At 71.5% G+C, this 23,445-nt stretch carries 23 protein-coding genes, 1 tRNA gene and 1 pseudogene; 17 read left to right on the top strand and 8 right to left on the bottom strand.

All coding sequences use genetic code 11. From position 1 onward, the window contains the following. Positions 1-31 precede the first annotated feature (31 nt). Entirely contained in the window at positions 32-910 is an 879-nt protein-coding gene (locus AB0J71_RS23880; protein ID WP_352324271.1) for an alpha/beta hydrolase, read from the bottom strand. A gap of 71 nt (positions 911-981) precedes the next feature. On the opposite strand from AB0J71_RS23880, the gene AB0J71_RS23875 reads away from it, so the two are divergent. Beyond that, the gene (locus AB0J71_RS23875; protein WP_364416043.1) at positions 982-1,590 is read left to right on the top strand and encodes a TetR/AcrR family transcriptional regulator; all 609 of its coding nucleotides are present in this window, start codon (positions 982-984) and stop codon (positions 1,588-1,590) included. 22 nt (positions 1,591-1,612) lie between these two features. On the opposite strand, the gene AB0J71_RS23870 is transcribed toward AB0J71_RS23875, so the two are convergent. Beyond that, positions 1,613-2,377 carry a TetR/AcrR family transcriptional regulator gene (locus AB0J71_RS23870; protein WP_364416041.1) on the bottom strand — a complete coding sequence of 255 codons (765 nt, stop codon included), beginning with the start codon at positions 2,375-2,377 and terminating at the stop codon, positions 1,613-1,615. 71 nt (positions 2,378-2,448) lie between these two features. Between AB0J71_RS23870 and AB0J71_RS23865 the strand changes: the two genes are divergently transcribed. Further along, positions 2,449-3,306, top strand: coding sequence for an NAD(P)H-binding protein (locus AB0J71_RS23865; protein ID WP_364416039.1), 858 nt, complete (start codon positions 2,449-2,451; stop codon positions 3,304-3,306). 238 nt (positions 3,307-3,544) lie between these two features. Beyond that, positions 3,545-4,351 carry a sulfite exporter TauE/SafE family protein gene (locus AB0J71_RS23860; RefSeq protein ID WP_364416037.1) on the top strand — a complete coding sequence of 269 codons (807 nt, stop codon included), beginning with the start codon at positions 3,545-3,547 and terminating at the stop codon, positions 4,349-4,351. A gap of 15 nt (positions 4,352-4,366) precedes the next feature. On the opposite strand, the gene AB0J71_RS23855 is transcribed toward AB0J71_RS23860, so the two are convergent. Beyond that, complete coding sequence (locus AB0J71_RS23855; RefSeq protein WP_364416035.1) at positions 4,367-5,299, bottom strand: TetR/AcrR family transcriptional regulator C-terminal domain-containing protein; 933 nt, start codon at positions 5,297-5,299, stop codon at positions 4,367-4,369. Between the two features lie 182 nt (positions 5,300-5,481). On the opposite strand from AB0J71_RS23855, the gene AB0J71_RS23850 reads away from it, so the two are divergent. Further along, a complete protein-coding gene (locus AB0J71_RS23850) occupies positions 5,482-6,285 on the top strand; it encodes an alpha/beta hydrolase (RefSeq protein WP_352328420.1) in 804 nt (267 codons plus the stop codon). 55 nt (positions 6,286-6,340) lie between these two features. On the opposite strand, the gene AB0J71_RS23845 is transcribed toward AB0J71_RS23850, so the two are convergent. Continuing rightward, the gene (locus AB0J71_RS23845; protein WP_364416033.1) at positions 6,341-9,973 is read right to left on the bottom strand and encodes a serine/threonine-protein kinase; all 3,633 of its coding nucleotides are present in this window, start codon (positions 9,971-9,973) and stop codon (positions 6,341-6,343) included. A 296-nt stretch (positions 9,974-10,269) separates the two neighbouring features. On the opposite strand from AB0J71_RS23845, the gene AB0J71_RS23840 reads away from it, so the two are divergent. The 4 genes from AB0J71_RS23840 to AB0J71_RS23825 all read left to right on the top strand — a co-directional run bounded on the left by AB0J71_RS23840 (position 10,270) and on the right by AB0J71_RS23825 (position 12,556). Then, entirely contained in the window at positions 10,270-10,836 is a 567-nt protein-coding gene (locus AB0J71_RS23840; protein WP_352328422.1) for a MauE/DoxX family redox-associated membrane protein, read from the top strand. Next, on the top strand, positions 10,833-11,387 hold the full coding sequence (locus tag AB0J71_RS23835; protein ID WP_352328423.1) for a hypothetical protein: 555 nt from the start codon (positions 10,833-10,835) through the stop codon (positions 11,385-11,387). The genes AB0J71_RS23840 and AB0J71_RS23835 overlap by 4 nt, the downstream gene beginning before the upstream one ends. Before the next feature lie 33 nt (positions 11,388-11,420). After that, positions 11,421-11,789 carry a hypothetical protein gene (locus AB0J71_RS23830; protein WP_364389460.1) on the top strand — a complete coding sequence of 123 codons (369 nt, stop codon included), beginning with the start codon at positions 11,421-11,423 and terminating at the stop codon, positions 11,787-11,789. A 206-nt stretch (positions 11,790-11,995) separates the two neighbouring features. Next, positions 11,996-12,556: a hypothetical protein gene (locus AB0J71_RS23825; protein ID WP_352328425.1), complete on the top strand. Its 561-nt coding sequence runs from the start codon at positions 11,996-11,998 to the stop codon at positions 12,554-12,556. A 38-nt stretch (positions 12,557-12,594) separates the two neighbouring features. Here the strand turns inward: AB0J71_RS23825 and AB0J71_RS23820 are convergent, their stop codons facing one another. Continuing rightward, on the bottom strand, positions 12,595-13,248 hold the full coding sequence (locus AB0J71_RS23820; protein WP_364389462.1) for a hypothetical protein: 654 nt from the start codon (positions 13,246-13,248) through the stop codon (positions 12,595-12,597). A gap of 72 nt (positions 13,249-13,320) precedes the next feature. On the opposite strand from AB0J71_RS23820, the gene AB0J71_RS23815 reads away from it, so the two are divergent. The 3 genes from AB0J71_RS23815 (at position 13,321) to selB (ending at position 15,627) form a co-directional block, all read left to right on the top strand. Beyond that, positions 13,321-13,416: transfer RNA gene (locus tag AB0J71_RS23815), tRNA-Sec, on the top strand. Further along, positions 13,397-13,897 (top strand): rhodanese-like domain-containing protein, encoded by a 501-nt coding sequence (locus AB0J71_RS23810; protein ID WP_352327465.1) that lies wholly within the window; start codon positions 13,397-13,399, stop codon positions 13,895-13,897. Before AB0J71_RS23815 ends, AB0J71_RS23810 begins: the two co-directional genes overlap by 20 nt. Beyond that, positions 13,888-15,627 (top strand): selenocysteine-specific translation elongation factor, encoded by a 1,740-nt coding sequence (gene selB / locus AB0J71_RS23805; protein ID WP_364416031.1) that lies wholly within the window; start codon positions 13,888-13,890, stop codon positions 15,625-15,627. The genes AB0J71_RS23810 and selB overlap by 10 nt, the downstream gene beginning before the upstream one ends. A gap of 28 nt (positions 15,628-15,655) precedes the next feature. On the opposite strand, the pseudogene AB0J71_RS23800 reads toward selB, so the two are convergent. Continuing rightward, positions 15,656-16,120: pseudogene (locus AB0J71_RS23800) on the bottom strand (response regulator transcription factor); the annotation flags it as partial. A gap of 201 nt (positions 16,121-16,321) precedes the next feature. Between AB0J71_RS23800 and AB0J71_RS23795 the strand changes: the two are divergent. Next, complete coding sequence (locus AB0J71_RS23795) at positions 16,322-16,993, top strand: hypothetical protein (protein WP_364416029.1); 672 nt, start codon at positions 16,322-16,324, stop codon at positions 16,991-16,993. Between the two features lie 64 nt (positions 16,994-17,057). On the opposite strand, the gene AB0J71_RS23790 is transcribed toward AB0J71_RS23795, so the two are convergent. Beyond that, positions 17,058-18,026, bottom strand: coding sequence for an oxidoreductase (locus AB0J71_RS23790; protein WP_364416027.1), 969 nt, complete (start codon positions 18,024-18,026; stop codon positions 17,058-17,060). 100 nt (positions 18,027-18,126) lie between these two features. Here AB0J71_RS23790 and AB0J71_RS23785 point away from each other — a divergent pair, with 100 nt between their 5' ends. From AB0J71_RS23785 to AB0J71_RS23770, 4 genes are all read left to right on the top strand, one after another. Continuing rightward, positions 18,127-18,756, top strand: a complete 630-nt coding sequence (locus tag AB0J71_RS23785) for a TetR/AcrR family transcriptional regulator (protein ID WP_352327455.1) — start codon at positions 18,127-18,129, stop codon at positions 18,754-18,756. Positions 18,757-19,322: 566 nt separating this feature from the next. Continuing rightward, positions 19,323-20,120 carry a hypothetical protein gene (locus AB0J71_RS23780; RefSeq protein WP_364416025.1) on the top strand — a complete coding sequence of 266 codons (798 nt, stop codon included), beginning with the start codon at positions 19,323-19,325 and terminating at the stop codon, positions 20,118-20,120. A 101-nt stretch (positions 20,121-20,221) separates the two neighbouring features. Next, the gene (locus AB0J71_RS23775) at positions 20,222-20,701 is read left to right on the top strand and encodes a hypothetical protein (RefSeq protein WP_364416023.1); all 480 of its coding nucleotides are present in this window, start codon (positions 20,222-20,224) and stop codon (positions 20,699-20,701) included. Between the two features lie 133 nt (positions 20,702-20,834). Then, the gene (locus AB0J71_RS23770) at positions 20,835-21,770 is read left to right on the top strand and encodes an aminoglycoside phosphotransferase family protein (RefSeq protein WP_364416021.1); all 936 of its coding nucleotides are present in this window, start codon (positions 20,835-20,837) and stop codon (positions 21,768-21,770) included. A gap of 30 nt (positions 21,771-21,800) precedes the next feature. On the opposite strand, the gene AB0J71_RS23765 is transcribed toward AB0J71_RS23770, so the two are convergent. Continuing rightward, positions 21,801-22,043 (bottom strand): hypothetical protein, encoded by a 243-nt coding sequence (locus tag AB0J71_RS23765; protein ID WP_364416019.1) that lies wholly within the window; start codon positions 22,041-22,043, stop codon positions 21,801-21,803. Positions 22,044-22,438: 395 nt separating this feature from the next. On the opposite strand from AB0J71_RS23765, the gene AB0J71_RS23760 reads away from it, so the two are divergent. Continuing rightward, the gene (locus AB0J71_RS23760) at positions 22,439-23,296 is read left to right on the top strand and encodes a CPBP family intramembrane glutamic endopeptidase (protein ID WP_364416017.1); all 858 of its coding nucleotides are present in this window, start codon (positions 22,439-22,441) and stop codon (positions 23,294-23,296) included. Positions 23,297-23,445 lie beyond the last annotated feature (149 nt).

Below are 23,445 nucleotides of genomic sequence, written 5' to 3'. Positions count from 1 at the left end.
GTTCTCCTTTCGCGGTCCGGCCTTGTCGTGGTCAGCGTGTCAGGTAGGCGCGTAACGCGCTGATGAGGGCGGCCGGGTTGTCCTCCTGGACGTTGTGCCCGGCGTCCGGCACGACCACGAGCTCGCCGTCCGGGACGTGCGCGACCAGGCGTTCGGCGGTGGCCTGGGGGAGCACTTTGCTGCGTCCGCCGCGCACGAGCAGCACCGGCGTCCTGCCCAGCCGGGCGGGCAGCCGCTCGATGGCCGCCAGGATGGCGGGGAAGTCCGGAGGCCGCGGATCGCCCTTCGGCACCCAGCCGCCGCCGGGTGCGCGGCGGAACAGCGTGCTCATGCGGTAGGCGACGCTGGGCCGGTGGGCGCGTGGGTTGACCCGCATCGCGGCCTCCACCACCGTCTCCAGATCCCGCACCGGGCCGAGCCCGCCGATGAACGTCCGCACCCGCCAGGTGCTGTCGAAGTCCACGCCGGGTGCGACGTCGATGAGCACCAGCCGCTCCACCCGGCCGGGATGCTCGTCGGCGACCTGGGCCGCGACGACGCCGCCCAGCGACATGCCGACCAGCTTGACCCGGTCGAAGCCGAGATGGTCGGCCGCGGCGACGACGTCGGCCGCGAGGGTGCCGAGGCGGTAGTCGCCGGACCAGCCGCTCTCGCCGTGACCTCGCAGATCCAGCGCGATCAGCCGGGCGGCGCCGCGCAGGCCGAGGCAGACGAAGTCCCACGTGTGGGCGGTCAACGCGCCACCGTGCAACAGCAGCACCGGGGATCCCGGTCCGCCCCAGTCGAACGCGTGCAACCGGCAGCCCGCCCGGGAGAAGTGGATCTCGCGGGGCGGAGCCGGATCGTCGATCGCGACACCCAGTGCCGCCGCCAGTTCGGTCATCGCCGGAATCGCCAAGTGTCCTCGCACGCGCCGCCTCCCTTACCTTGAGCAATCAAGGTAAGGGAGGCTGCCTTGACCGGTCAAGGTAAGGTGGGCGCATGGCCGCCCGAGTACGACGTCAGCCCGAGGACGCCAAGCGGCTGATCCTCGAGGCGGCGAGCAGGCTGCTCGCCGCCGGTGGCCCCGCCGCCGTGCAGGTGCGCGCCGTCGCCGCGGAGGTCGGCGTGTCCGACGCCGCGGTCAACCACCACTTCGGCACGCGTGACCGGCTGCTGGAGTCGCTGCTGCGATTCGGCGGGGCCAAACTGAAGGCCGAACTGCACGTCGTGCTCGACACGTGGGCGGGCGCCCCGATCGATCCCGCCGAGCTGGTGCGCACGCTGGCCGCGCTGTACGCGGGTGGTTACGCCGAACTGGCGCTCGCGCTGCACCGTTCCGGCTGGCGGGACACCGGTAGCGGAATGCTGGACGAGGTGGTGGACCGGCTGCACGCCCAGGCTCGGCAGCAGTGCGAGGCCACCGGGCGGACGCCGCCGTCCCGCGAGGCGATCCAGCTGACCGTGTGCGCGCTGCACCAGGCCGTCGCGACGGAGCCGCTGTTCGGCGACGAGTTCCGCCGGAGCGTCGGGCTGGACGACACCGCCCGCGATCGTCTGCTCGACTGGTGGATCGAGACCCTGCGCGCGACCGTCGCCGGACAGGGCTAGCCGATCAGAGCCCCTGGGGAGATCAGCCGGTCGATCGGCGGTTCCGCTGGGCCGTCGCGGCGATTCCGTCGAGCAGGGCGCGCAGGCCGAGGTCGAACGCGCGCACCGCGGCCTCGGCCGCGCTGCGGTCGAGGCCGCCGTCGTGCCAGGTCTGTTCGATCGCCGGGTAGCGCGCCGGGTCGAAGGTGGTCTCCCAGAACTCCTGGCGGGCGGCCCACCAGTCGTCGCCGGACAGGCCGCTCAGCCGCTCGGCATGGGTGTGTTCGGCGAGGGTGGCGGCCGCGGCGTCGACGAAGGTGACGATGGAGTCGCTCGCCGCGGACGTCTCGGCGGCGGACAGCCCGGTCATGGACAGAGCGGCCAGCAGGAAGTCGGCCCTGGCGAGCAGGCCGGGACCCAGGGGCGGTCGTACGGTCGACACCATGCGGAGCCACGGGTGGCGTTCGTGCAGGGCCGTGTTCTGCTTCGCGTAGTGCTCGATCCGGTCCCGCCAGGAGCCCGATCGGGTCAGGTCGAGCTCCTGCCAGGCGGCGTCCACCATCAGGTCGACCAGTTCGGCCTTGCCGGGCACGTGGGTGTAGAGCGTCATCGTGCCGACGCCGAGGGACGCGGCGAGCCGGTCCATGGTCATGGCGGCCAGTCCTTCCCGGTCCGCCAGCGCCATGGCCGCAGCCACGATCTTGTCCAGGGACACCTTGGGCGGCCGGCCGCGGCCCGATCGAGCCTGCGGGGAACGCCAGAGCAGGCGCAAGGTCTCCCGAGGGTCTCCACCGCCGCTGCGTTCCATCAAGCCTCCCCTTTTCCGTAGATCGTACGGTAACGTTTTATCCGTAGGACGTACGGAAAAGGAGGACGGGCGTGCGAGTGCTGGTGACCGGGGCGACGGGGAACGTCGGGCGGCATGTGACAGCGGGCCTGGTCGAGGCCCACATTCAGGTACGGGCGCTGACCAGGGACCCGGGCCGGGCCCGGCTGCCCGGCGCGGAGGTCGTCCAGGGAGATCTCACCGAGCCGGACAGCGTGCCGTTCGACGGCGTGGACCGGATGTTCCTGTTCCCGGAGCCGTCGACGGCGAAGGAGATCGTCGAACGCGCGAAGCGGGCCGGCGTGCGGCGGATCGTCGTGCTCTCGTCGGGCGCGGTGAGCGGCGGGTTCGACACGACCTTCCATCCGCCGGTCGAACAGGCCGTTCAGGAGTCCGGTCTGGAGTGGACACACCTGCGGCCGGGCGAGTTCGCCGCCAACAAGCTCTCGCTGTGGGGGCCGTCGATCCGGGCCGAGCGGCTGGTCCGGGACGCGAACCCGGACGCGGCCTGGTTTCCCGTGCACGAGCGGGATGTCGCCGACGTGGCGCTGAAAGCCCTGCTGGAGGAGGGACATCACGGCCAGGCGTACGACATCAACGGCCCGGAGTTGATCAGCCTGCGCGGCCAGGTCCGAGCCATCGCCGACGCGCTCGGCGAAGAGGTGAGGTTCGAGGAGGTCACTCCGGCGCAGGCGCGCGAGATCTACCTGAAGATCGGCGGATTCGCCGCCGAGGCCGCCGACTTCCTGCTGGGATTCGCGGACTACGACGGCAATCCGGTCGATCCGGCCGGCAGCACGGACTTCGATCCGAGCACCTTGGGCCCGTTGCCCACGGCGCAGTCCGTGACAGGCAGCCCGCCGCGGACGTTCGCGCAGTGGGCGCGGGATCATGCCGAGGACTTCCGCTAGGAGAACTCGTCACCGCCGCTTGCCCGCACTTCGTGCCCGGCACTCCGCGACGACCCCCGCCGGAGGGTACGGTGCCAGGTGAGTGTCTAGGGTTCCGCCGCCGGGCCCGTTCCACGCGGGTCCGGCGGGCCTGGTCCGAGCGACACCGCCGGCGGCTCGGGTGGCCACCGGTCAACTGAAGGGGCAAAAGCCTGGAGGTCGTGCCTCCCGCGAGCGCGGGAGCCGGAGAGGCCTCCTGGTGTGCCCGATCGTTGTCCTGTTCATCCAGCATCTGCCCGGTGGGATCCCGCGGCAGAGCGCACCGTTTCTCGAGCCGTCCGCCGGCCTCGTCCCCGCGCTGCTGACCGCGTCGGTGCTGGCCTTCGCTCTGGCCTGGCTGTCGTCGGTGGGCGGCGTGGGCGGCGGCGTGTTGATGCTGATCGCGCTCACCGCCCTGTTCGGTCTTCAGGTGGCCCTGCCCACCCTCGCACTGACTCAGCTGGCCAGCAACGGCGGCCGCGTCTGGTTCAACCGGCGCGCGGTCCAGTGGCGGCTCATCACGTGGTACGCCCTGGGCGCCGTCCCCTTCGCCCTGGCCGGCGGTCTCCTGCTGCCCTACGTGCCGGTCGAACCGCTCAAGCGCGTGCTCGGCGCGTTCCTCGTCGTCACCGTCCTCTGGCGGCGGTTCCGGCCGGCCCCGGCGGTGCCGGCCGACAGGACGTTCGCCGCCGTCGGCGCCGGTTGCGGACTCGCCTCAGCCCTGTTCGGGGCGGCAGGGCCGCTCGCGGCCCCGTTCTTCCTCGTCAAGGGCGTCCTCGGCAGCGCGTACATCGGCACCGAGGCTGCCGCCTCCCTGGTCATCCACCTGACCAAGATCGTCGCTTATGGTGCGGGCAGCCTGCTGTCCGTCCACGTGCTCCTCCTCGGCCTGGCGCTCACCCCGGCCGTCGTCGCCGGCGCGTGGCTGGGCAGGAGAACCGTCGCCCGGATGAACGCCCGGACCCTCGTGCTGGTCATCGAGGGCGGAATCGTCGTCGCGGCGATCTTGTTGCTCGCCGGGATCTGAGCCTGGACGACGTCGTCAGGGCGGCGAGGGGATCAGCGCCGCGATGCCCTCCAGGAGGCGGTGGAGCCCGAACTCGAACAGGGTGTCCAGGTCGAGCGAACGAAGGGGGACGAGGGCGAGGTTCGGGAACGCCGTTCCGCCTGAAGGGCCCGTCAGCGCCGGTGTGCCGCGGGTGTCCATCCACTGCTCGCCGGTGATCCCCGAGTGGGCCGCGGCCGCCGCCTCGGACTCCAGGTCCGCGGCCACCCCTCGGACGTAGGCGGCCACGCAGGCGTGGATGTGCAGGCTGGTGGCCGGGTCCAGGCCGAGCCCGTCCAGGGCGCGCATCATCCACTCGCTGTGGACCATCGCGCGGGGAGCGAGCAGGGGGCGGGTGAAGGAGACGGCCTGAGCCAGCCACGGGTGACGCCGATACATGGCCCACTGCTGCCTGGCCGCCGTCTCCAGACGGTGGCGCCAGCCGGGCGGAAGGGGCGCCGGAAGCGGGAACTCGCCGAAGGCGGCGTCGGCCATGAGCAGGATCAGCTGCTCTCTGCCGGCCACGTGGCGGTAGAGGGCCATGGTGGTGACGTCCAGCTCGGCGGCGAGGCGGCGCATGGACAGTGCGGCCAGCCCCTCGGCATCCGCGATGGCCGACCCCGCGCGGACGATCCGGCCCCGGTCCAAGGACGCCGCCGGACGTCTGCGGTCGTGCGGCGTCCTCGGGGAGACGCCCGGGGTGTCGACGACCGTGCCGATCCCGGGAACCGGCCGCGCCAGGCCGGCCTGCCGCAGGGCGGTCAGCGCCTTGCTGGCCGTGGCCATGGCGACGCCGAACTCCCGGACGATCTGCCGCGTGGAGGGCAGCAGATCACCGGGGCGGAGCTCGCCGCCTTCGATGCGTCGGCGCAGCTCGGCGGCGATGCGCAGGAAGGGCGGATCGGCGGAGGACTCGGCAGGGCTCGTCACAGAACTCCCTCCATGGGGCCGCACTAGTGCACCCAAGCTCGGGCTGGCCGTTGATCCGGCTTCATCATCCCACTTGAACCAGCTGCACTAGGGCGCGCTTGGCCGTGGGCACCTGCGCAGTCTACGGTGCACACATCCAGCCGGAACCCCTGGCCGGAGACCGAGACGAGCGGAGCACCGAGATGCCGAGCGCGATCCCCACCCCGGTACGCGCAGCACTGGAACTGGACGGACGCCACCTGTCCTACCTCGACTTCGGCGGCCCCGGCCGGCCCCTGCTGGCCCTGCACGGACATCTCGACCAGGGCGCGACGTGGAGCGGCCTGGCGGCCGAGCTGGGCCCGCACTGGCGGGTCATCGCGCCCGACCAGCGAGGGCACGGCGAGTCGGACCGAGCCGCGGACTACTCCCGCGAGGGGTACGTCGCCGACCTCGCGGCCCTGCTGGAGCACCTGGACGCCGGCCCGGTCGTGGCTCTGGGGCACTCTCTGGGCGGACTGAACGCCTACCAGCTCGCCGCCCGTCACCCGGCGCTCGTCCGCGCCCTGGTCGTCGAGGAGATCGGCGCCGTCGTCTCAGGTCCGAGCCGTCTGGACTTCCTGCTGTCCAGTCCGTACGAGGCCGCCACCCGTGACGAGCTGGTGGCCGGGCTCGGCGCAGCGGGTCCGATGTTCGCGGGCCGCCTGCGGCACCTGCCGGACGGCCGCTGGCGCCTGCCGTTCCATCCCCGCGACACGGTCGAGTCGGAACGCTCCAACTGGGGCGACCACTGGGCCGACTGGCTGGCGACCGACGTCCCCGCGCTGCTTGTGGTAGGCGAGAACAGCCCGATCACCTGCGGTCAGGCGCACGAGATGGCCGAGCGGCGGCCGCACACCCGGCTGGTGACCCTCCACGGTGACCACTTCGTGCACCTCCAGGACCCGGCGGGTTTCATCGGCGCGCTCCAGGACTTCCTGCGAACGCTCGACGTCCCCTCCGCGTGACCAGCGGGAGCCGGCATCGCCTGGGTCGTCGCGGCCCGTCTGATCGGACGGTGGCCTATTCGCAGGTGTTGACGTACTCGATCTCGCGGAGGTGTCTCTTCCACTCCGCGGGGCTCAACGGTCCGCGTGCCCGGTCGCAGACCGCCGTGGCGGCTCGCTCGCCGTCGAGGGGATGCGCGCGCACCACGCCGTCCGGCGTGGCGCTGAACAACGTCCGGCCGTCCGCGCTGAACGCCAGCGTCGCGCTGCTCTCGAAGCCCACGTCGACATGGCCGTCGAAGATCGTCCCCAGGGGTTGCCGGGTGTCCGCGTCCCACAGCCGGATTCTGTCGCCGGCCGCGTACGTGGCGATGGTCCGTCCGTCCGCGGACCAGACAAGGGTGTAGATCCCGCCGTCACCCACGGCCGGGAACCGGAGGCCGCTGGTGCCGGTGAAATCCGGACTCCAGAGCGACAGCGGCTCGGCCTCCATGCTGACGGCCACGCGCCCACCGTCAGGGCTGAACGCGTACGGTCCGCCGGGCAGGCTTCCCGCCCCTTCCGGCCGCGGCAACCGGGCGCCGCGCAGCGGATCCACCAGCGTGATCTCCGGTGCGAACCCGGCCACCAGCAGCTTTCCGTCAGGACGGAAGGCCATGTTCGCCGACCCGTGCACGTCCTTCACCGTCCGCACGGTGGAGGAGGACAGAGTCCACAGTTCGAGCGGGAAGGGCATGGCCCCGTCCACGGCCTCGCGGGCGGGGGCGACTGCGAGCGTGGCGCCGTCAGGACTGAAGGCGAGACCGTCGACGCTGTTCGCCTGCTTGTTCGCGACCCCGAAAGAGCTGACCGGCAGGGCCGTGGACGTGTCCACGATCATCACCCCGACAGGGGACCCGGCCATCCGTGGCGTGCCGCCGATGGCGAGTCTTCTCCCATCCCTGCTGAAAGCGAGCGCAGGGCGGTGCAACGTCCCTTCGCCCACGTCGATCGGCGGACCGAGACTTCTCCGGCGGGCCACGTCCCACAACCGCACCCGGCCGGCTCCGTACAGGGCGAGCACCCGCCCCCCGGGCCCGAGGAGGGCCCTTCCGCCAGTCGTTCCGGGCAGCGCGGGGCGGTCGTCCAGGCTCCGCAGGTCCATCGTCGACACGGTGCCCGTCAGGCGGACCCTCATGACGTGGTCCGGCTCGTCGAAACGGACCTGGTCGATCGGCGCGCCGAGTTCGCGCTGCAGGACCATCTGGCCGTCGCTGAGTCGCATCACGGTCAGGCTCTTCGCCCCCTCACCTTCGTAGGCGAGGAACCGGTCGCCGTAGCCGAAGGAGTAGATCTTGCCTGCCGGCCCCCCTCCGTCCCCCTTGAGCGCGGCTCCCGAGGGCACGCTTCGCAACAGGAGCCTGTTTCCCGCCACACCAGCCTGACCAGGCGGATGCGGGACGGCGGCCGTGACGGCCAGTGCCCGGCCGTCCTCACTGAACACGGCGCTCTGGACGTCCTTCTTCCGAGGCAGCCAGTCCGCCCGGAGCGCTCGGTTCGTCTTCAGCGCCCACAGCTCCGCCCGTCCGCCTCCGGTGGAGTAGACGACGCCCAGGGTGCCGTCGGCGTTCACGGCGTCCACGCCCGCGCCGGAGCCGGCGCGGATCTGGCGACGGGTGGCCACGTCCCACCAGTGCGCGCCGGTGCGGCTGCGCGAGAGGTCGGGGACGGCGAGGAACCGTCCGGCGGGGTCGAACGCCAATCTGCCCGCGTTGCCCTGACTTGCTCCGCCGGCGAAGCCGTTCCCCATCGCCGTGCCGGTCGGGACGTCCCACAACCGCACCTCGTGGTCGTCCTGGACCGCCAGGACTCGGCCGTCGGGACTCAGCGCCCCCATCACCGCCGTAGGGCTCACGCCCGGGAACTCGCGAACCTTCCGGTGTTCGCGTACGTCCCAGATCCTCACCAGACCGGCCCGGACGCTCACCAGCGTGCGCCCGTCCCGGCTGGTCGCGTAGACGGTGCCGGCGGTCACGTCCGGATCGGTGAACGAGTCGAGTCCGTCGTCCGACAGGGAGTCGTACAGACCGCCGCGCGACTGGGGGATCGAGGGGCTGAGCCGCCATGCCGCCACGCTCAGCCGCATCGCGAGCCGGGGGTCCCGCCGGCGCAGGTCGGCCGCGCGCAGCAGGAGCGACCGGGCCGTCGCCTCGTCGCGCTGGCGGCTGGAGACCTCCCGCAGGTGCTCCGCCAGGCCGAGCCCGCCGAGCGTCGCCACGAGCAGGACGACGAGCGTGACCGCGATCAGGCCGCGGCGCTTGGACTGCCGCCTGGCCTGCTTGGCTGAGACATCGAGGAACTCGCGCTCCAGCGCCCGCAGCGCGATGTCCCGGCGCTCGGCGGAAGCCCAGCCCAGCGTTCTGTCGAGGCCGGAGCCGCGCAGCAGGTCGGCGGGCTTGCGGCCGTGCTCGTCCCAGAACCGGGCGGCCGCGGTGAGCCGCCGGTGGACGTGCAGGCCCTCGCGGTTGTCCGCCACCCAGTGCCGCAGCCGCGGCCAGGCCTGCATCAGGGCCGGGCTGGCCAGGGTGTAGGCGGAGTCGACCTCGGTGATGAGGCCGGCGGCCACGTACAGGGACAACAGCGACTCGGCCGGTCCCGTCGCCTCAAGCTCGTCGCGGGGGACGTGCCTGACGGTCTCGCCGTCCTCCTCCGTGAGGCCCACCATCCGGAGGAAGAGATCAGGTGCGAGGGTCCGCTCGCCGTCGGAGAGCTCTCCGAACAGCTCCTCCGCGATGGTGCCCAGATCGGGCTCGGCCGGTAGCGGCGCCCGCACCGCCGCGGCGGCGTCGCCGCCCGCCGCCAGCAGCCGGTCGTCCAGCCGGCCGCCGTCGCGGGCGTCGTGGTGGACGTCGGCGCGGGCGTCATGGTGGACGTCGTCGCGGACGTCGAGCAGGCCGAGCAGCACTGTTCTGGCCGAGGGCCGTTCGTCCGGATTCCTGGAGGTCGCCGCCGTGACCAGCCCGTCGAGCGGCTCGGGCAGCACGCCGGGATCGGGCCGGAAGCCGAGCACGGTGTTGACCACCGACAGCGGCTCCTGCCCCGGGATCGGGTCGCGGCCGAGCGCGGCGAACAGGACGACCAGCGCCCAGGCCCACAGGTCGGCGGCCGCCGCGGCCCCGCTCCCCGTGAAGACCTCCGGCGCCATGTAGTTGGGCGTGCCCATGATCGGACCGGTCGTCGTCAGCGGCCCGGCCTCCCGGGCCACCCCGAAGTCGATCACCCTCGGTCCGCCGGGGCCCAGGATGATGTTGTCCGGCTTGAGGTCGCGGTGGACGACGCCCGCCTCGTGAATGGCCGTCAGCGCGGTGGCGACGCCGATGGCCAGCCGCCGCAGCGCGTCGCCTGCGTACGGCCCGGCCTCGGTGACGACCTGGCGCAGCGTGGGTCCGGGCACGTACTCGCTGACGATGTACGGCTCGGCGACGTCGGTTCTGGCCTCGATCACCCGGGCCGTACAGAACGACGACACCCGCTGGGCGGCCGCCGCCTCCTTGCTGAGCCGGGCGCGCGAGGCGGCGTCGCTCAGCCTGGGCACCTTGACCGCCACCCGCCGGCCCGTCTCGTCGTAGGCCTCGTAGACCACGCCCTGCCCGCCTGCGCCGAGCCGTCTGGCCAGCCAGTAGTCACCGAGCCGGTGCGGATCCGAAGGGGTGAGCGGAACAGGCGACATATGCGAATTCTGGGTCAAGGGAGGCGCGTGCCGGTACGCCGGCCGTTCATGAGCAGGGTCAGGCGGTCCCGGCTCCGGACTGGGATCGCGCGGTCGGCCGGGTGATGGCGGGGTCGGGGACGCGCGCGCATCGGGGCGGCGGTGGCGACGTTCGCGGTGCCGTGGGTGACGACGATCTGCTCGCCGGGGTCAATCCGTGAATTCCCGGCTATCCCGCGAAATCGATCTTGTCAAGAGTTGATCATTTAAGGCCGGTACCATACTTTTCGTTCATCCGACCCTGACGGGAGCGACGGATGAATCTGAATGCGGCAGTTGCGACCGGAGCCGCTGCTCAGGTCATACTCATCGTGGTTTTCCTGATAGCGACACTGTCAAAGACCATAACCCACCGCGAACTCGGCCGGACCATCGCACAACTCGGCCCGGCGGCTCTGGGAAGGCATGCCGCGATCGCGGTGATCGCCGTCGAGATGCTGGCCGTGATCGGCCTGACGGTGGCGCCGTCCGCCTTGTGGCCCCGCGTGCTCATCGTGCTGCTGTCGCTGGCGTTCGCCGGCGCCGGGATCCGCGCGCTGAGCCGTGGCGAGAAGATCAAGTGCGGTTGTTTCGGGAACGGCGGCGCGGTGCTCGGCTGGCGCCAGGTGCTGTACCTCCCGCTGTGGCTGGCGCTCGTCGTGCTGGCCGAGGCGAACCCGCCGACCTGGACCGGGCAGGAGGGCCTGCTCGGCCTGGCCGTGGCGCTGCTGGCCATGGTCGCCTGGAAGCTGAGGGCCGAACTGCGCCTGTTGCGCCCGCTGCGGGAGGACCGGATGGTGCTTCCCGACCCCACCCAACCCGAAGCGGAGGTGCACGCCGCATGACGACGGTGCTGCTCATCGTGATCTGCCTGCTGGCCGTGGTGCTGTTCGTCCAGATCGGCGCGCAGGTGGAGCTCTTCCAGCAGGTCAAGCAGATCCGGGGCTACCTCGACATGGAGGACAAGCCCACCCCGGTGGAGCTGGGAACCCTGGAGGGTGCCCCGCCGAGCCGCTTCGGCCTGCCGGCGGCCCTCGACGAGGCCGAGCGGGCCATGGTGCTGTTCCTGTCCAACAAGTGCGAGACCTGCCACAACCTGGCGTCGGCGCTGCGTGGGGGAGCGGTGCCGCCATCGATGTGGGTCGTGGTCGTCCCGGTGTCCGGGGACGGCAACGAGTTCATCGCCGAGTTCGGACTGTACGGCGACCGGGTCGTCCTCGACGAGGACGAGAGCATCGTCGGCAGCATCGGGCTCGACATCACACCCGTCGCACTCCACGTCACCGAGGGGAAGCTGACACGGGCCCACACGGTGCCGACGGTCAGGCAGATGTACGCGGCCGCCCCTGTTCCCTACAAGCACCACCTGGCCGGCAAGCCCTCCGTACGGCACTGATCCGATTTCACCCCACGGCCAGAGAGGGCCAGCATGGATCATCTCAACAAAATGTCGGACGGACCCGACGCGTCGGGCCGGCGCGGATTCCTCGGCTGGATGGGCAGGGTCGGTGTCGCGGCCATCGGCGCTGTCGCGGGCGCGACCCTGATGACCAAGCCGGCGGCGGCGGGCAACTGGCGCTGCTGCAACCTCGCACTTCCCAACACTTTCTGCAAGACCAACAGCAGCGGGCAGTACGTCTGCCCGTCCGGCTACAGCATGAAGGTGTGGCAGTGCTGTAGCGGCTCGGCGCCGTACCAGCGGAAGTACGCCTGCGGTGAGTGCACCAAGGGCGCCGACTGTGGTTCGGGCCCGTTCATCTGCTCGGCCGGCTGGACCGTCAACGCCAACGGCTGCTGACAGCGACCGGGTGGCCGGTCCGGCGCGACGTCCGCGGCCGGCCACTCCGGATGGAGGATGTCGTGTCCTTTGACACCTGGCTGACCTTCGCGCTGCTCCTGCTCGTCGCGAGCGCGGGCTTCGCGCAGTTGTTCAGCTTTTGAGGCCTTTCTTTCGTCGGATACCTCCGCCCCCTGGTCCAGGGGAGAGTTCCCGGGGAGAAGCCCATGTACCGGCCGATCCTCATGCTCATGCTCGGCTTCAGCCTCTCCGCGCCGCTCGCGTACGGGCTGGTGCATCTGCTCGGCTCCGGCCTGTTCGGCGGAATGCCGGGGACGGGCGCCAAGCTCGCCGCGGCGACGGTGATGCTCGCCTGCCTGGTCATCGACTCCGGCCTGTTCGGGCTGCGCACGCCCATGTGGCGGCGCCAGACTCCGCAGCAGCACTTCTACCGGTTCGGCCCGGCCAGGGGCGCGCTCCTGTGGGGGCTGGACACCGGCCTGGTCCTGACCACGTTCAGGGTCACCTCGCTCACCTGGGCGGCGCTCGGCGTCACGCTGTTCGGGCTGGTGCCGTGGTGGGCGGGTCTCGCCTACGCGATCGGCTTCACCTGGCCGGGCTTCGCGCTGGTCGCGATCGTGCCGCCGTCGAAGGACCTGGTGGAGATCCCTGAGCCGATGTGGCTGATCGACTGGCTCATGGAGAAGGAGAAGCCGGTCAGGCGGCTGATGCTGGGCCTGCTCACGGTCGCCTTCGCCGGCGTCGTCGCTTCGTCGTTCCTGGGCTGACGCGCCGCCCGCCGCTCGCGCGGGCGGCGCGTCGAAGGTCAGCAGGCGCCGTTGAAGAAGGAGATCTCACGCCGGACGACGGGCTCGCCCGGCACCCGGAACTCCAGCGGGACGCACCTGGGCTCCTTCACGTAGAAGCCGCCGACGAACATCGTGTCGTGGTCGGAGCACGCGGTGAAGGACACCGAGTGATCGGCCTCGGCCGGGGTGCGGGCGTTCCTGGACGGCTCGGAGTAGAGCAGGCCCGCGCTGTCGTGGAACTTCGCCGGGATGGACACCGTGATCGTCTTGCCCTTCCTGACCAGCGCGCCGACCTTGAACTTGTGGCCGCTCCCGTACTGCTCGGCCCGGGCGTCGCCCCACGCGAGCAGCCCGGGGATGAGCAAGGGCCCCACCACGAGGTCGTCCGGCTCGGCCGCGCGGCTCGCCGTCTTCTCTCCGGGGAACTCGCCGTTGCGGTTCGCGCAGTTCAGCACCCGCGGATTCGCCAGGCTTCCCGGCCGGCCGGACGACTGCGCCGCCGTTCGCGCGTCGGCCTCCCCGGCGGCACAAGCGGTCAAGGACGGCAGCAGCGCCACCACCGCCGCCCAGATCGATCCCCTGCGTACACCTTTGAAGATCATTATCCAGTTGTACACCTCGTCGCCGGAGGTGGCCAGACGCCAGTGGATCACCTTCGGCGCCGTGGTCATCGGCTGCCGGTGAGGGGCTCGGCGCAAGAAGGATCTTCAATCGGAGCCCCGGAGCGGGCTAAGATCACCAGCGGAGGCGTCCGGGTGCCTGGTGGCCCCCTCGGTCTTCAAAACCGATGGCGCCGAGCATCTCGGCGCGGCGGGTTCGATTCCCGTCCGCCTCCGCCAGACCTCACCCCCTGGAGTCCTGCTGAGCATCGACGCGTTACTGGCTCGGGCACGTGCCGGGCTGCGCCGCCTGCCGCCTGCCGAGGCCTTCGCCGCGGCGAGTCGTGGTGAGGCCTACATCGTGGACACCCGCCCGGAGTTCCAGCGGCGCAGCGGCGGCGAGGTGCCCGGCGCCATCGTGATCGAACGCAACCACCTGGAGTGGCGGCTCGATCCCCGTTGCGACGCGCGAATCCCCGAGGCCACCTCGGCGCAGATCCGCTGGATCATCCTGTGCGACGAGGGATACTCCTCCAGCCTCGCCGCCTCGGCCCTCAGGCAGATCGGGCTGGCCAACGCCACCGACGTGATCGGCGGCTTCCAGGCGTGGATCGCGGACGGGCTGAGGGTGAGCCGTCCCGCCGCCCTCACCCGGCCGCGGGGTCCGGGCGAACCGGGCACCGACCCGAGGCCGACGGCCGCCGAGCGCGCATGTGGGTGATCGCCACCGCCGGGCACGTGGACCACGGCAAGTCGGCCCTGGTCCGCGCGCTCACCGGGATGGAGCCTGACCGCTGGGCCGAGGAACGACGCCGCGGCATGACCATCGACCTCGGCTTCGCCTGGGCCACGCTCGGCTCCGGCCGGCAGGTGGCGTTCGTCGACGTTCCCGGGCATGAGCGGTTCGTCACCAACATGCTCGCCGGCGTCGGCCCGTGCCCCGCGGTCATGTTCGTGGTGGCGGCGGACGAGGGGTGGCGGGCCCAGTCCGCCGAGCACCTGGCCGCCCTGCACGCCCTGGACGTGCGGCACGGCCTGCTGGTGGTCACCCGCACCGACCTCGCCGATCCCGGACCGGCGCTGGAGGAGGCCCGCCTCCACCTGGAAGGGACGAGCCTGTCGGGGATCGACGCCGTCCCCGTCAGCGCCCGGACCGGCCAGGGCCTGCCCGAGTTGTCCGCCGCGCTCGACCGGCTCGCGGCCGGCCTCCCGGAACCGCGCCGGGACGGCCCGGTGCGGTTGTGGATCGATCGGGCGTTCACCGTCACCGGGGCCGGGACCGTCGTCACCGGCACGCTCACGCACGGCACGCTGCGGGTGGGCGACGAACTGCTCGCCGGGTCGCACCGGCTCCAGGTCCGCGGCCTTCAGACGCTCAACCAGCGGCGGGACGCGGTGCCGGCGACGGCTCGCGTCGCCGTCAACGTCAGGGGCGCCGATCGGGACGCGCTGCAACGCGGCACCCCGCTGCTGACCCCGGACTCCTGGATCACCACCCAGTCGGCGGACGTGCGCCTGGAGCCCGGCGCGGACGTCGGCCGGGAACTCGTCTTCCATCTGGGCTCCGCCGCCGTTCCGGCCCGGGTGCGCCCTCTCGGCGCGGGCACGGCCCGTCTCACCCTCGCCCGGCCCCTGCCGCTCAGGGGCGGTGACCACGGCCTGCTCCGCGATCCCGGCCGCCGGATGATCGTGGCGGGGGTGCGCGTCCTCGACGTGCGGCCGGCCCCCCTGCGGCGACGGGGAGCCGCGGCGGTCAGAGGGGCCGCGCTCGCCGGCGTCACCGTGCCCGCCGCCGCCGACCTGCTGCGCTGGCACGGACTGCTGAGCCGGGCCGAGCTGACCGCGATGGGCGCCGCCCCTGACGGGCCGCCGGTGACGGGCGACTGGTTCGCCGACCCCGGCCACTGGTCCGAGCTGCGGCGCCGCCTGAGCGAGCAGGTGTCGCAACACGACCAGGGGATCACGGTGGAGGCCGCCGCCCGGCTGCTCGGCCTGCCCGACCGGCGGCTGGCACGGGCGCTGGTCGCCGAGCCGCTGACGATCAGAGCAGGGGTGCTCGTCAACGGCGACCGGGCGCGGGCGCCGATGCCGCCGCAGGTCGAACAGGCCGTCGCCCGGCTGCGGAGCGACCTCGCCGGCCGTCCCTTCGACGCCCCCACCGCCGAGCGCCTGACCGAGCTGCGGCTGACCGGCGCCGCCCTCGGCGCGGCCATGCGCGCGGCGGCGCTGCTGCACATCGGGAGGAACGTCGTCCTCCTGCCGGACGCGCCGGAGCTGGCGGTCGCCGTGCTGAGCACGCTGCCCGCGCCCTTCACCGTCAGCCAGGCCCGCACCGCCCTGGGCACGAGCCGCCGCGTCGCCGTACCGCTCCTGGAGTACCTCGACGCCCGGGGGCACACCCGGCGGGTCGACAACGACTCCCGGATCTGCGTCCCGCCCGTGGGGCGCTGACGCACCCGTCCACCTGCGGGTCCACGGGTCAGAGGAGGGCGGCCTCGTGGACCAGGACCGCCGCCTGCACCCGGTTGCCGAGGCGCAGCTTGGCCGGCGCGCGGCTGACATGTGCCTTGACGGTCGTCTCGGTCATGGACAGCTCGCGGCCGATCTGCCGGTTGGACAGGCCGCGGGCGACGGCGAGGACGACTTCGTGCTCGCGGTCGGTCAGCCCGCCGAGGAGCCTGCGGGCGGCGTCGATCCTGGAGGGCTGCCGCCGTTCGGCGAACGCGCTGATGAGCCGCCTGGTCACGGTGGGGGCGAGCATGGCGTTCCCGGCGGCCACCGTGCGGACGGCGGCCGCGAGGTCACGCGGCGGGGTGTCCTTCAGCAGGAACCCGACGGCCCCGGCCCGCAGCGCTTCGTGCACGTACTCGTCGAGGTCGAACGTGGTGAGCATGACGACCTTCGGCGCGCCGGGCAGGGCCGCCATGCGGGCGGCGGCGGCCAGAGTTCGCCGCCCAGGCGACCGAGACGAGTGTCCGGGTCCGCACGCCGGACGCCGCCAGGTTGCGAGCGCTGCTGGAGCGTCCGGGGGCCAGGGTCCGCGTCGAGGACGACGCGCTGATCGTCACCGGCGCGCCCAGCTCCGTGATCGGCGAGGCCTGCGCCGCGAACGGGGTCGTGCTGCACGAACTGAGCCTCCGGCGCGGTGGTCGTCCCCATCGCCTTCGCCGCGCTGGCGGCGGGCGGCGCGGGAGATGCCGCGGCGATCACCGTCGGCGTCAGCCAGGCGGGTTTCCAGCTCGGCATCGCGCCCATCCTGGCGCTGGCGATGGCCTCGATCACCACCGAGTACCGTTACGGCACCATCAAGGCGACCTTCCACGCCGTGCCGAGACGCGGCTCGGTGCTCGCCGCCAAGGCGTCCGTGGCCGCTGCCGCGGCCGGCGCGCTCGGCCTGGTCTCCGCGTTCGGGTCGCTCGGCGCCGCGGCCCTGCTGGCGCCGGAGGCCGACCTCGCCCTGGACACGGGGGCCGACTGGCGGAACGTGGCCGGCATCGCCGCCTACTACGCGGTCGCCGCCGTCATGGCGGTCGCGGTCGGCGCGCTCGTCAGGCACACCGCCGCCGCCCTGACCCTGCTGCTGGGCATGCGATGTTCGCCGAGTCGCTCGTCCCGGCGATCCCCGGCATCGGCGCCGACATCCACCGGCGGCTCCCGTTCAACGTCGGCAAGCAGTTCCTCATCGGCGTTCCGGATCCCGCCGCGGCACCCCCAGGCCCACCCGCCCCACCTCCGTCGACGTCGCTGCTCGGCCCGTGGTGGGCCCTCGCCTACTACGTGGCCTTCGGCCTCGTCCTCCTCGCGATCGCCGTCGTGACGGCGAAGCGGCGCGACGCCTGACGACACCCGGAACAGTGGCGGGGAGTGCCACCGCCCCGGGCCTAACCTCTGTGGTCAGTACGGCTGGTCGCCGTGCACGCTGGTAGGGCGTAGGTGACTCCGGTCAGGCGTTCGGACAGTTGCCACAGGTGAGCGGCCGTGTCGGTGTCGCGGATGGCGCGTTCGCGGGTGCGGCGTACGGGCTCGCCGCGCAGTTGCAGCGGCCCGTCTGGAACGATGTAGCTGCCGCCGGACAGGTCCGGTACCGTCGCCGCGTACAGCGAGGTCTTCGCCCCTTCTGACGTCGGGCGGAAGGCTGCGCGCACCAGCAGGCGCGTGACGGTCGCGTACAGTCGTCCTCTGCCGCTGTTGGCGCCGCCGGTGAGCACGTTGGTGCGGGTGAGCCCGGGGGCGACGGCCATGCTGCGCAGCCGCAGCCCGGCAGCGTCGGCCCGGCGCTGCAACTCCATGGCGAAGTAGAGATTGGCCCGCTTGGACTGCACGTAGGCGAACGCCGTGCGATATCTGCGCTCGGCGTTGAGGTTGCGCAGGTCGAAGCGGGCGAAGCGCTGACCTTCGCTGCTGACGGTGACCACCCGCGGGTCGGGCGCGGCGAGCAGATGCGGCAGCAGCACGCCGGTCAGGGCGAAGGTGCCCAGGTGGTTGATGCCGAACTGCGACTCGAACCCGTCGGCGGTCCGGGCGTACGGCACCATCGCCACCCCCGCGTTGTTCACCAGCAGGTCGAGCCGGCCGCGGTCCCACCCGGCGGCGAACTCGCGGACGGAGGCCAGGCTGCCCAGGTCCACCTGGCGCAGTTCCAGGCGGGCGCGGGGCACCTCGCCCTGCATGCGGGTCAGCGCGCGTCGGCCCCGTCCGGGGTCGCGGCAGGCCAGGACGACGTGCGCGCCGCGGCGGGCCAGTTCGCGGGCGGTGATGTAGCCGATGCCGCTGTTGGCTCCGGTCACCACCACGACCCGGCCGGTCTGGTCGGGGATGGCGTGGAAGGTCCAGGCGGGAGGGCTGTGCATGATGTGCCACCTCAGAGGAAGGGGACCAGCGCATCGCAACTTTGAGTTGCGATAGATTGATCCTGTCATTCGCCCTCGAATATCGCAACTTGGAGTTGCAATGCGGTCTGGTCCATCGCCTGCCCGGCCGGTCGGCCGCGGCGTCAAGGTACGTGCCGCCGTCCACGCCGCCACGCTCGCCGAGCTCGTCGACAAGGGCTATGCCGCGCTGACCGTCGAGAACGTCGCCCAACGCGCCGGGGTCCACAAGACAACGGTGTACCGCCGGTGGAAGGACCGCGAGAGCCTGCTCATCGACGCCCTGGCCGAACACATGGCGACGGACATCCCGGTGCCCGACACCGGCGCGATCGAGACCGACCTGCGGGCGCTGGCGCGCTCGATCGTCCAGGCGTTCACCAGCCCGGCCGGGCAGGCCATCCTGGCCGCCATGTTCACGGGGGCGGCTCACCTTCCGGAGATCGCCGCAGCCCGCCGGCTGGTGTTCGACGACCGGCTCGCCAGGGCTGAGCCGGTGCTGAGGCGTGCCGTCGAGCGCGGCCAGCTGCCCGGGGACACCGATCCCGCCGAAGTGCTGAAGACCCTCGCCGCGCCGATCTACCTGCGCCTGCTCATCACCGCCGAACCCGTCGACGACGCGATCGCCGACCAGGCGGTGCGCGTCACGCTCGCCGCCGTGCGCGCGGGCGCCCTACGGCCAGGGCGCGACGATGAGCCGGGCGGCGAGTGAGGAAGCCGGCCCGGTTTCGGCCGCTGCCGTCGCCCCCCGGCGTCAGCTCTGCGCGGTGAGGTGAGCTTGCCGAAGATCTCCTCCGCCCGTCGGCAGGGCGGTCGCACCGGTACGTGCGCGCATCGGCTCTTGATCCACTTGGCCGGAGATCAGTAGGGTTGGGCGCTTTACTCCTCACCCCCCGTCCCGGAGTGCCTCATGCGCCGCCATCGTTTCGGCCGGCTCGCCGCCGGTGTCGCGGCCCTCTACCTGGCCGTCGTGATCGTCCTCGCCGTCGTCGGACTGGTCACCGGCGACCTCGTCCCTCTGTGGAGAGTCGTCGCGGACCCGGACGGCTACATGGCGGACGAGATCCGGCCGTGGCCGTGGCTGCCCGCCCTGCTGGTGCCCATCGCGGCGGTGCAGGCGTGGGCGTACCGGGAGGTGGCACGCGGGCGGCTGCGCGGGGACCCGGCGCGGCACGGCAAGGAGGCGCGCCTGCTGCGGGTCGCTTCCTACGCCATGGTCGCGCCCTGTGCCTGCTGCCCGCGGCGGACATGGCCCGCGGCCCCGTCACGGACTGCGTCATGCCGGAGCCGTGGCAGATCGACACGGGGGAGGCGGAGCCGCGCGAGCGCGCAGGAAGCCTGCACGTGTTTCCCGACACGACGCCCGACCAGGTCGTGCTCGCCTACGGACGCCACCTGTGCGGCGTCCACACCCGCAACGACCCGCGGGAGCTGGCCCGGCTGAAGGTCGACCGCGCGTCCCTCACCTATCCTCTGGACGGCATCTGTCCCAGCGCCACCACGATCGTCCAGGCCGCGAAGGCCGAGCAGGACAAGGAGATCGCGGCGATGGAGGCCGACTCCCAAGCCATGTGCGACGCCACGCCGCGCCACCGCCCGCGCACCAGGCCGGCCCGGGCGATCCGGATCAAGGAGCCGCAGTGGACCGACTACGGGGTGCTGCAGACGTACGAGGGGAAGGGAGAGGAGGAGACCGGGCCGGACATCGACCCCGGCAACGGGCTGGTCTCCTCCGCGCGCGGCATCCTGGCCGTCATGACCCACCCCGACTTCGACCTCTGCGTCACCCTGGAGACCTACACCCGCCGGCCGCCCGTCGAGACCAAGGGCTGGGACAAGGTGGTCGAGGTCGGCTACTACAGCCCGGGCGGAAAGATCGTGCTCTATGACAACGTCGGCGGCACCGAGTTGCCCAACCTCGCCCTCAACGGGCGCAAGGGGCACTACCGCATCCGCGTGCACTACGCCTGGTTCCCTTGGAAGGGCGAGGCGGAGGGCGGGCAGCGGCTGCTGATCATGGCGTATCCCGGCCAGGGCGACCGGGAGATCGTCCATCGGAACCGGAAGATGACCTGATCCTCTTTTCGGGGGTTTCATCCGATTAGTCGCCGATGGCACTGCCTGCCCGTGATCGTTTACTGAGGTTTCGGGAGTGCCGGGTCGTTAGAGTGCTCGGCGTGATGCTTGCTGATCTTCGCATTCGCCGGCTCGGCCGCTTCCCGGTCGGCTTCATCGTGGTCATGCTCGTCATGGCCGCCGGCTGCTCGGAACGGTCACCGGCGGAGCCGAGCCGGCCTGCACAGGTTCCCGCCCCTTCGCCGTCGGCAAGTCCTCCGCCGGCGCGGCAGTTGGTCGATCTGCGGACGAAGGTGAAAGGCAATGTCCTGTTGCATCATGTCGCCGACAGCGGTGATATCGAGTGGGTCGGCAAGCTCAAGGTGGGAACCTCGTACAAGATCGCTCTGGATTGTGCCGGTTCCCAGGGGAAGCTGACGATCGTGATGAGTGAGGGTTTTCAGGCGTTGCGGCAGTGCGCTGCGGGTTACACCACGTATACAATCGGTGATTACCCTGTCTCGAGACCCGAACCATACACGCTGACGATCAACGCTCCGGCCGATGCCAGGTGGGCGGTGCTGGTGGCAAGAGTCTCGTGAGAGCCGGCGGTCGAACATCGGCACGCCGCATCGATCGCGCTCCCTTCGACCATCTGCCCCCTGGGCGCCGGCCGGTTCTGCGGCGGCGGGAGAGTTGCGCAGTTCCTCACCGTCCGTGTCAGCATGATGGATCATGCCGGGATACGAGACGAGTGACGCGACCCTGGCCGCCATCGCCGGCCTGCTCGGGACGACCGCCGAGCGCGTACGGCCCCTCCCGCAAGGTGGGGCCAACCATGTCCTCCTGCTCGGCGACGACCTGGTCCTGCGCATCCCACGGACCGAGCAGTTCCTTCCGGACCTGGCCAAGGAGGCCGCGGTCATCCCGTACGCCCTGCGCGCCGGCGTACGCACCCCGGAGATCGTCGCGTTCGACGACACCTGCTCGGTGGTGGACGTCCCCTACATGGTGCTCACCCGGACGCCGGGAACGGATCTCGCATGCCTTGAACTGCCCGACGCGGACGCCGAACGTCTCTACCGGCAAGTCGGGCGGGAGCTGGGCAAACTCCATCGGCTCACTCCGGACACCGCACCCGCCCTGGCCGGCGTCCCCGCGGACGACGGCAACGCGGACCCCTGGGCGCTCACCGGCCGCCTCCTCAAGGACGGCTGGATCGACGCCGAGACCGCCCGCTGGCTCACCGGCTGGTTCGACCGGCTCTCACCACATCTCCCCACGAGCCCGCCTTCGGTCCTGATCCACGGCGACATCGCGCCCCAGAACCTGCTCATCTCCCCGCACACGGCTCGGCTCAACGGGATCGTGGATTGGGGCGACGCCGAATGGGCCGACCCCGCTGCCGACTTCGCCAAGATGCCCCTCACCGGCATCCCGGCCATGCTCGACGGCTATCGGCAGGAAACCGGCCAGGAAAGCGCCACGGGCACGCCGGCCTGGGAAGCTCGCGTGTTGTGGTTCCACCTCACCTGGGCGCTGGGACGCCTGGCGGAACCCGTCCCGCGCCCGGGCGAACGCCACTGGACCGCACCTCCGGCCAGCCGACTCATCGGCCTGCTCCGCTTCTTCACCTCAGCCCCACCCGCTCCTTGGACCGATCTGTCCTGAGGGACGGCGCCCTCCGTCCCCCGGAGACGCCTAAAAGAGCACTACTCCCGTGTATGTGGTCAATGTCGCAGCCCAAAGCAACCAGCCTGCGAAAAACTCCTTGTACCGACTTTGGAGCAGGCCCACCAGACCCGTGCTCAATAGCGCCACACAAACAAGCGAAAACCCGAAGGGCACGCCGATGGCAAGGCTGGTGAAGGCCAGCAGTATCAGCGAGCCGACTCCGGTCAGGAACAACCCGGCTGCCACGTGAACAGCCCTGCTGATCGTCACGACGACACTCCCTTATTCACGAGCAAGACGAAATCGCGATGAGAAGCGCAGCGGCGTCGGATATCGGCGCCTCGCCGATCAAGAGCCTACAGATCGTGCCGTCGCCGGCGAACGAGCACCCTGCCTCGAGGAAACCTCATGCACGTCACCTACAGCGGTCCCAAGTCCGGGCCATCCTGCGGGACCTGAACGTGCCTGACGGCGTGCAGATGGCGAGTCGCTCGCCACGGATTCCATCCTGACGGGCGGTGCCAGGTTCACCCCTTCGGGTGAGGCCGGAGCGATTCCGCCCGGCCAAGCTTCGAGCTTGTGCGTTTCCTCCGTCTCATACCTCTCAGCGTCGTCATGCTCGTCGACCGGACGACCTCGGCCTCGCGCTCCACCAAGATCACTCATTGCGCTGGATCCTCGCGCCCGCACGAATCGAGGTCATCATGACCGCGTCCGCCACGCGTTCTCGTTCTGCCGGATCATCTGTTGTCGATGTCACGTGGTTCTTCGCGATCGCCGTCCTGCTGTGTTTCGCGATGTCCGTCCCGATGGTCTTCCGGCTCGTCCCGACGGACCTCTACAACCTGATCACTCCGATCATGCAGCAGTCCCCGCTGCTCGCAGCGATCATCATGTGGCTTGCCCGCCGCCCCGGAACGTTCCGGGAGACGTTCGCCACCAGGTGGCGCGGCACACCCCAGTGGGCCGGCATCGGCATCGGCCTCATCGCCGCGATCGCCGCGATCCAGACCGCCGTCGCGCTGGCCTCGGGGATCTGGCGGCTCAACCCGCTCGACCAGATCCTCGCGGCGACCATCTGGATCGTTCCGGTCTTCCTCATGCAGTCGGTCCTCGCCATCGGCGAGGAGTTCGGCTGGCGCGGCTGGCTGGCGACGCGCGCCGCGTCATGGGGATTCTGGACGCTGGCCCTCGTCAGCGGTCTGGTCTGGATCGTCTGGCACCTGCCGGTCCTGGCCGTCATCGGTGATCGACCCCTCTGGGACATCGTCATCTACTTCGCGGGCATGCTGCCATGGGCGCCGCTGTTGCTCGCGCTTCGCCGGCGGTCGGGGAGCGTCTGGCCCGCGGTTCTGACGCATGGAGCGATCAACAGCGTCCGGGTGTACCTGCTGCAATCCGTCCCTAACGCCACGGATCACCTGCTCATCGAAGTGATCGGCTGGGTCCTCACGCTGGCCGCCGCCGTGTGGCTGATGCGCCCGAGCCGGACGCAGTTCGTCCGCGGGCCTGCCGAAGGTTAGACCGTGCCGAGGCGCCGGCCTCCGCGACCGGAACTCCGGCGACCGCCGCAGCAGGACGTCCACCAGCTTGGCCGCCTCGGCGTCGCCCGTGCTGCCAGGCAGGTGAGCCACGGGGGGCTCCTCCTCCGGGAGGATCCATCTCCAGGGCT

Origin of the sequence: Nonomuraea sp. NPDC049637, assembly GCF_040675235.1 — a bacterium.
In the GTDB taxonomy this organism is placed as follows: Bacteria; Actinomycetota; Actinomycetes; order Streptosporangiales; family Streptosporangiaceae; genus Nonomuraea.
This window is presented reverse-complemented; position numbering and strand designations above follow the sequence as displayed.

Coding starts and splice junctions, on each gene's coding strand:
- AB0J71_RS23870 (WP_364416041.1), bottom strand. CDS start 2,377: ATGGAACGCAGCGGCGGTGGAGACCCTCGGGAGACCTTGCGCCTGCTC.
- AB0J71_RS23790 (WP_364416027.1), bottom strand. CDS start 18,026: ATGCACAGCCCTCCCGCCTGGACCTTCCACGCCATCCCCGACCAGACC.
- AB0J71_RS23835 (WP_352328423.1), top strand. CDS start 10,833: ATGACGACGGTGCTGCTCATCGTGATCTGCCTGCTGGCCGTGGTGCTG.
- AB0J71_RS23845 (WP_364416033.1), bottom strand. CDS start 9,973: ATGTCGCCTGTTCCGCTCACCCCTTCGGATCCGCACCGGCTCGGTGAC.
- AB0J71_RS23850 (WP_352328420.1), top strand. CDS start 5,482: ATGCCGAGCGCGATCCCCACCCCGGTACGCGCAGCACTGGAACTGGAC.
- AB0J71_RS23830 (WP_364389460.1), top strand. CDS start 11,421: ATGGATCATCTCAACAAAATGTCGGACGGACCCGACGCGTCGGGCCGG.
- AB0J71_RS23825 (WP_352328425.1), top strand. CDS start 11,996: ATGTACCGGCCGATCCTCATGCTCATGCTCGGCTTCAGCCTCTCCGCG.
- AB0J71_RS23780 (WP_364416025.1), top strand. CDS start 19,323: ATGCCGGAGCCGTGGCAGATCGACACGGGGGAGGCGGAGCCGCGCGAG.
- selB (WP_364416031.1), top strand. CDS start 13,888: ATGTGGGTGATCGCCACCGCCGGGCACGTGGACCACGGCAAGTCGGCC.
- AB0J71_RS23785 (WP_352327455.1), top strand. CDS start 18,127: ATGCGGTCTGGTCCATCGCCTGCCCGGCCGGTCGGCCGCGGCGTCAAG.
- AB0J71_RS23770 (WP_364416021.1), top strand. CDS start 20,835: ATGCCGGGATACGAGACGAGTGACGCGACCCTGGCCGCCATCGCCGGC.
- AB0J71_RS23840 (WP_352328422.1), top strand. CDS start 10,270: ATGAATCTGAATGCGGCAGTTGCGACCGGAGCCGCTGCTCAGGTCATA.
- AB0J71_RS23875 (WP_364416043.1), top strand. CDS start 982: ATGGCCGCCCGAGTACGACGTCAGCCCGAGGACGCCAAGCGGCTGATC.
- AB0J71_RS23820 (WP_364389462.1), bottom strand. CDS start 13,248: ATGACCACGGCGCCGAAGGTGATCCACTGGCGTCTGGCCACCTCCGGC.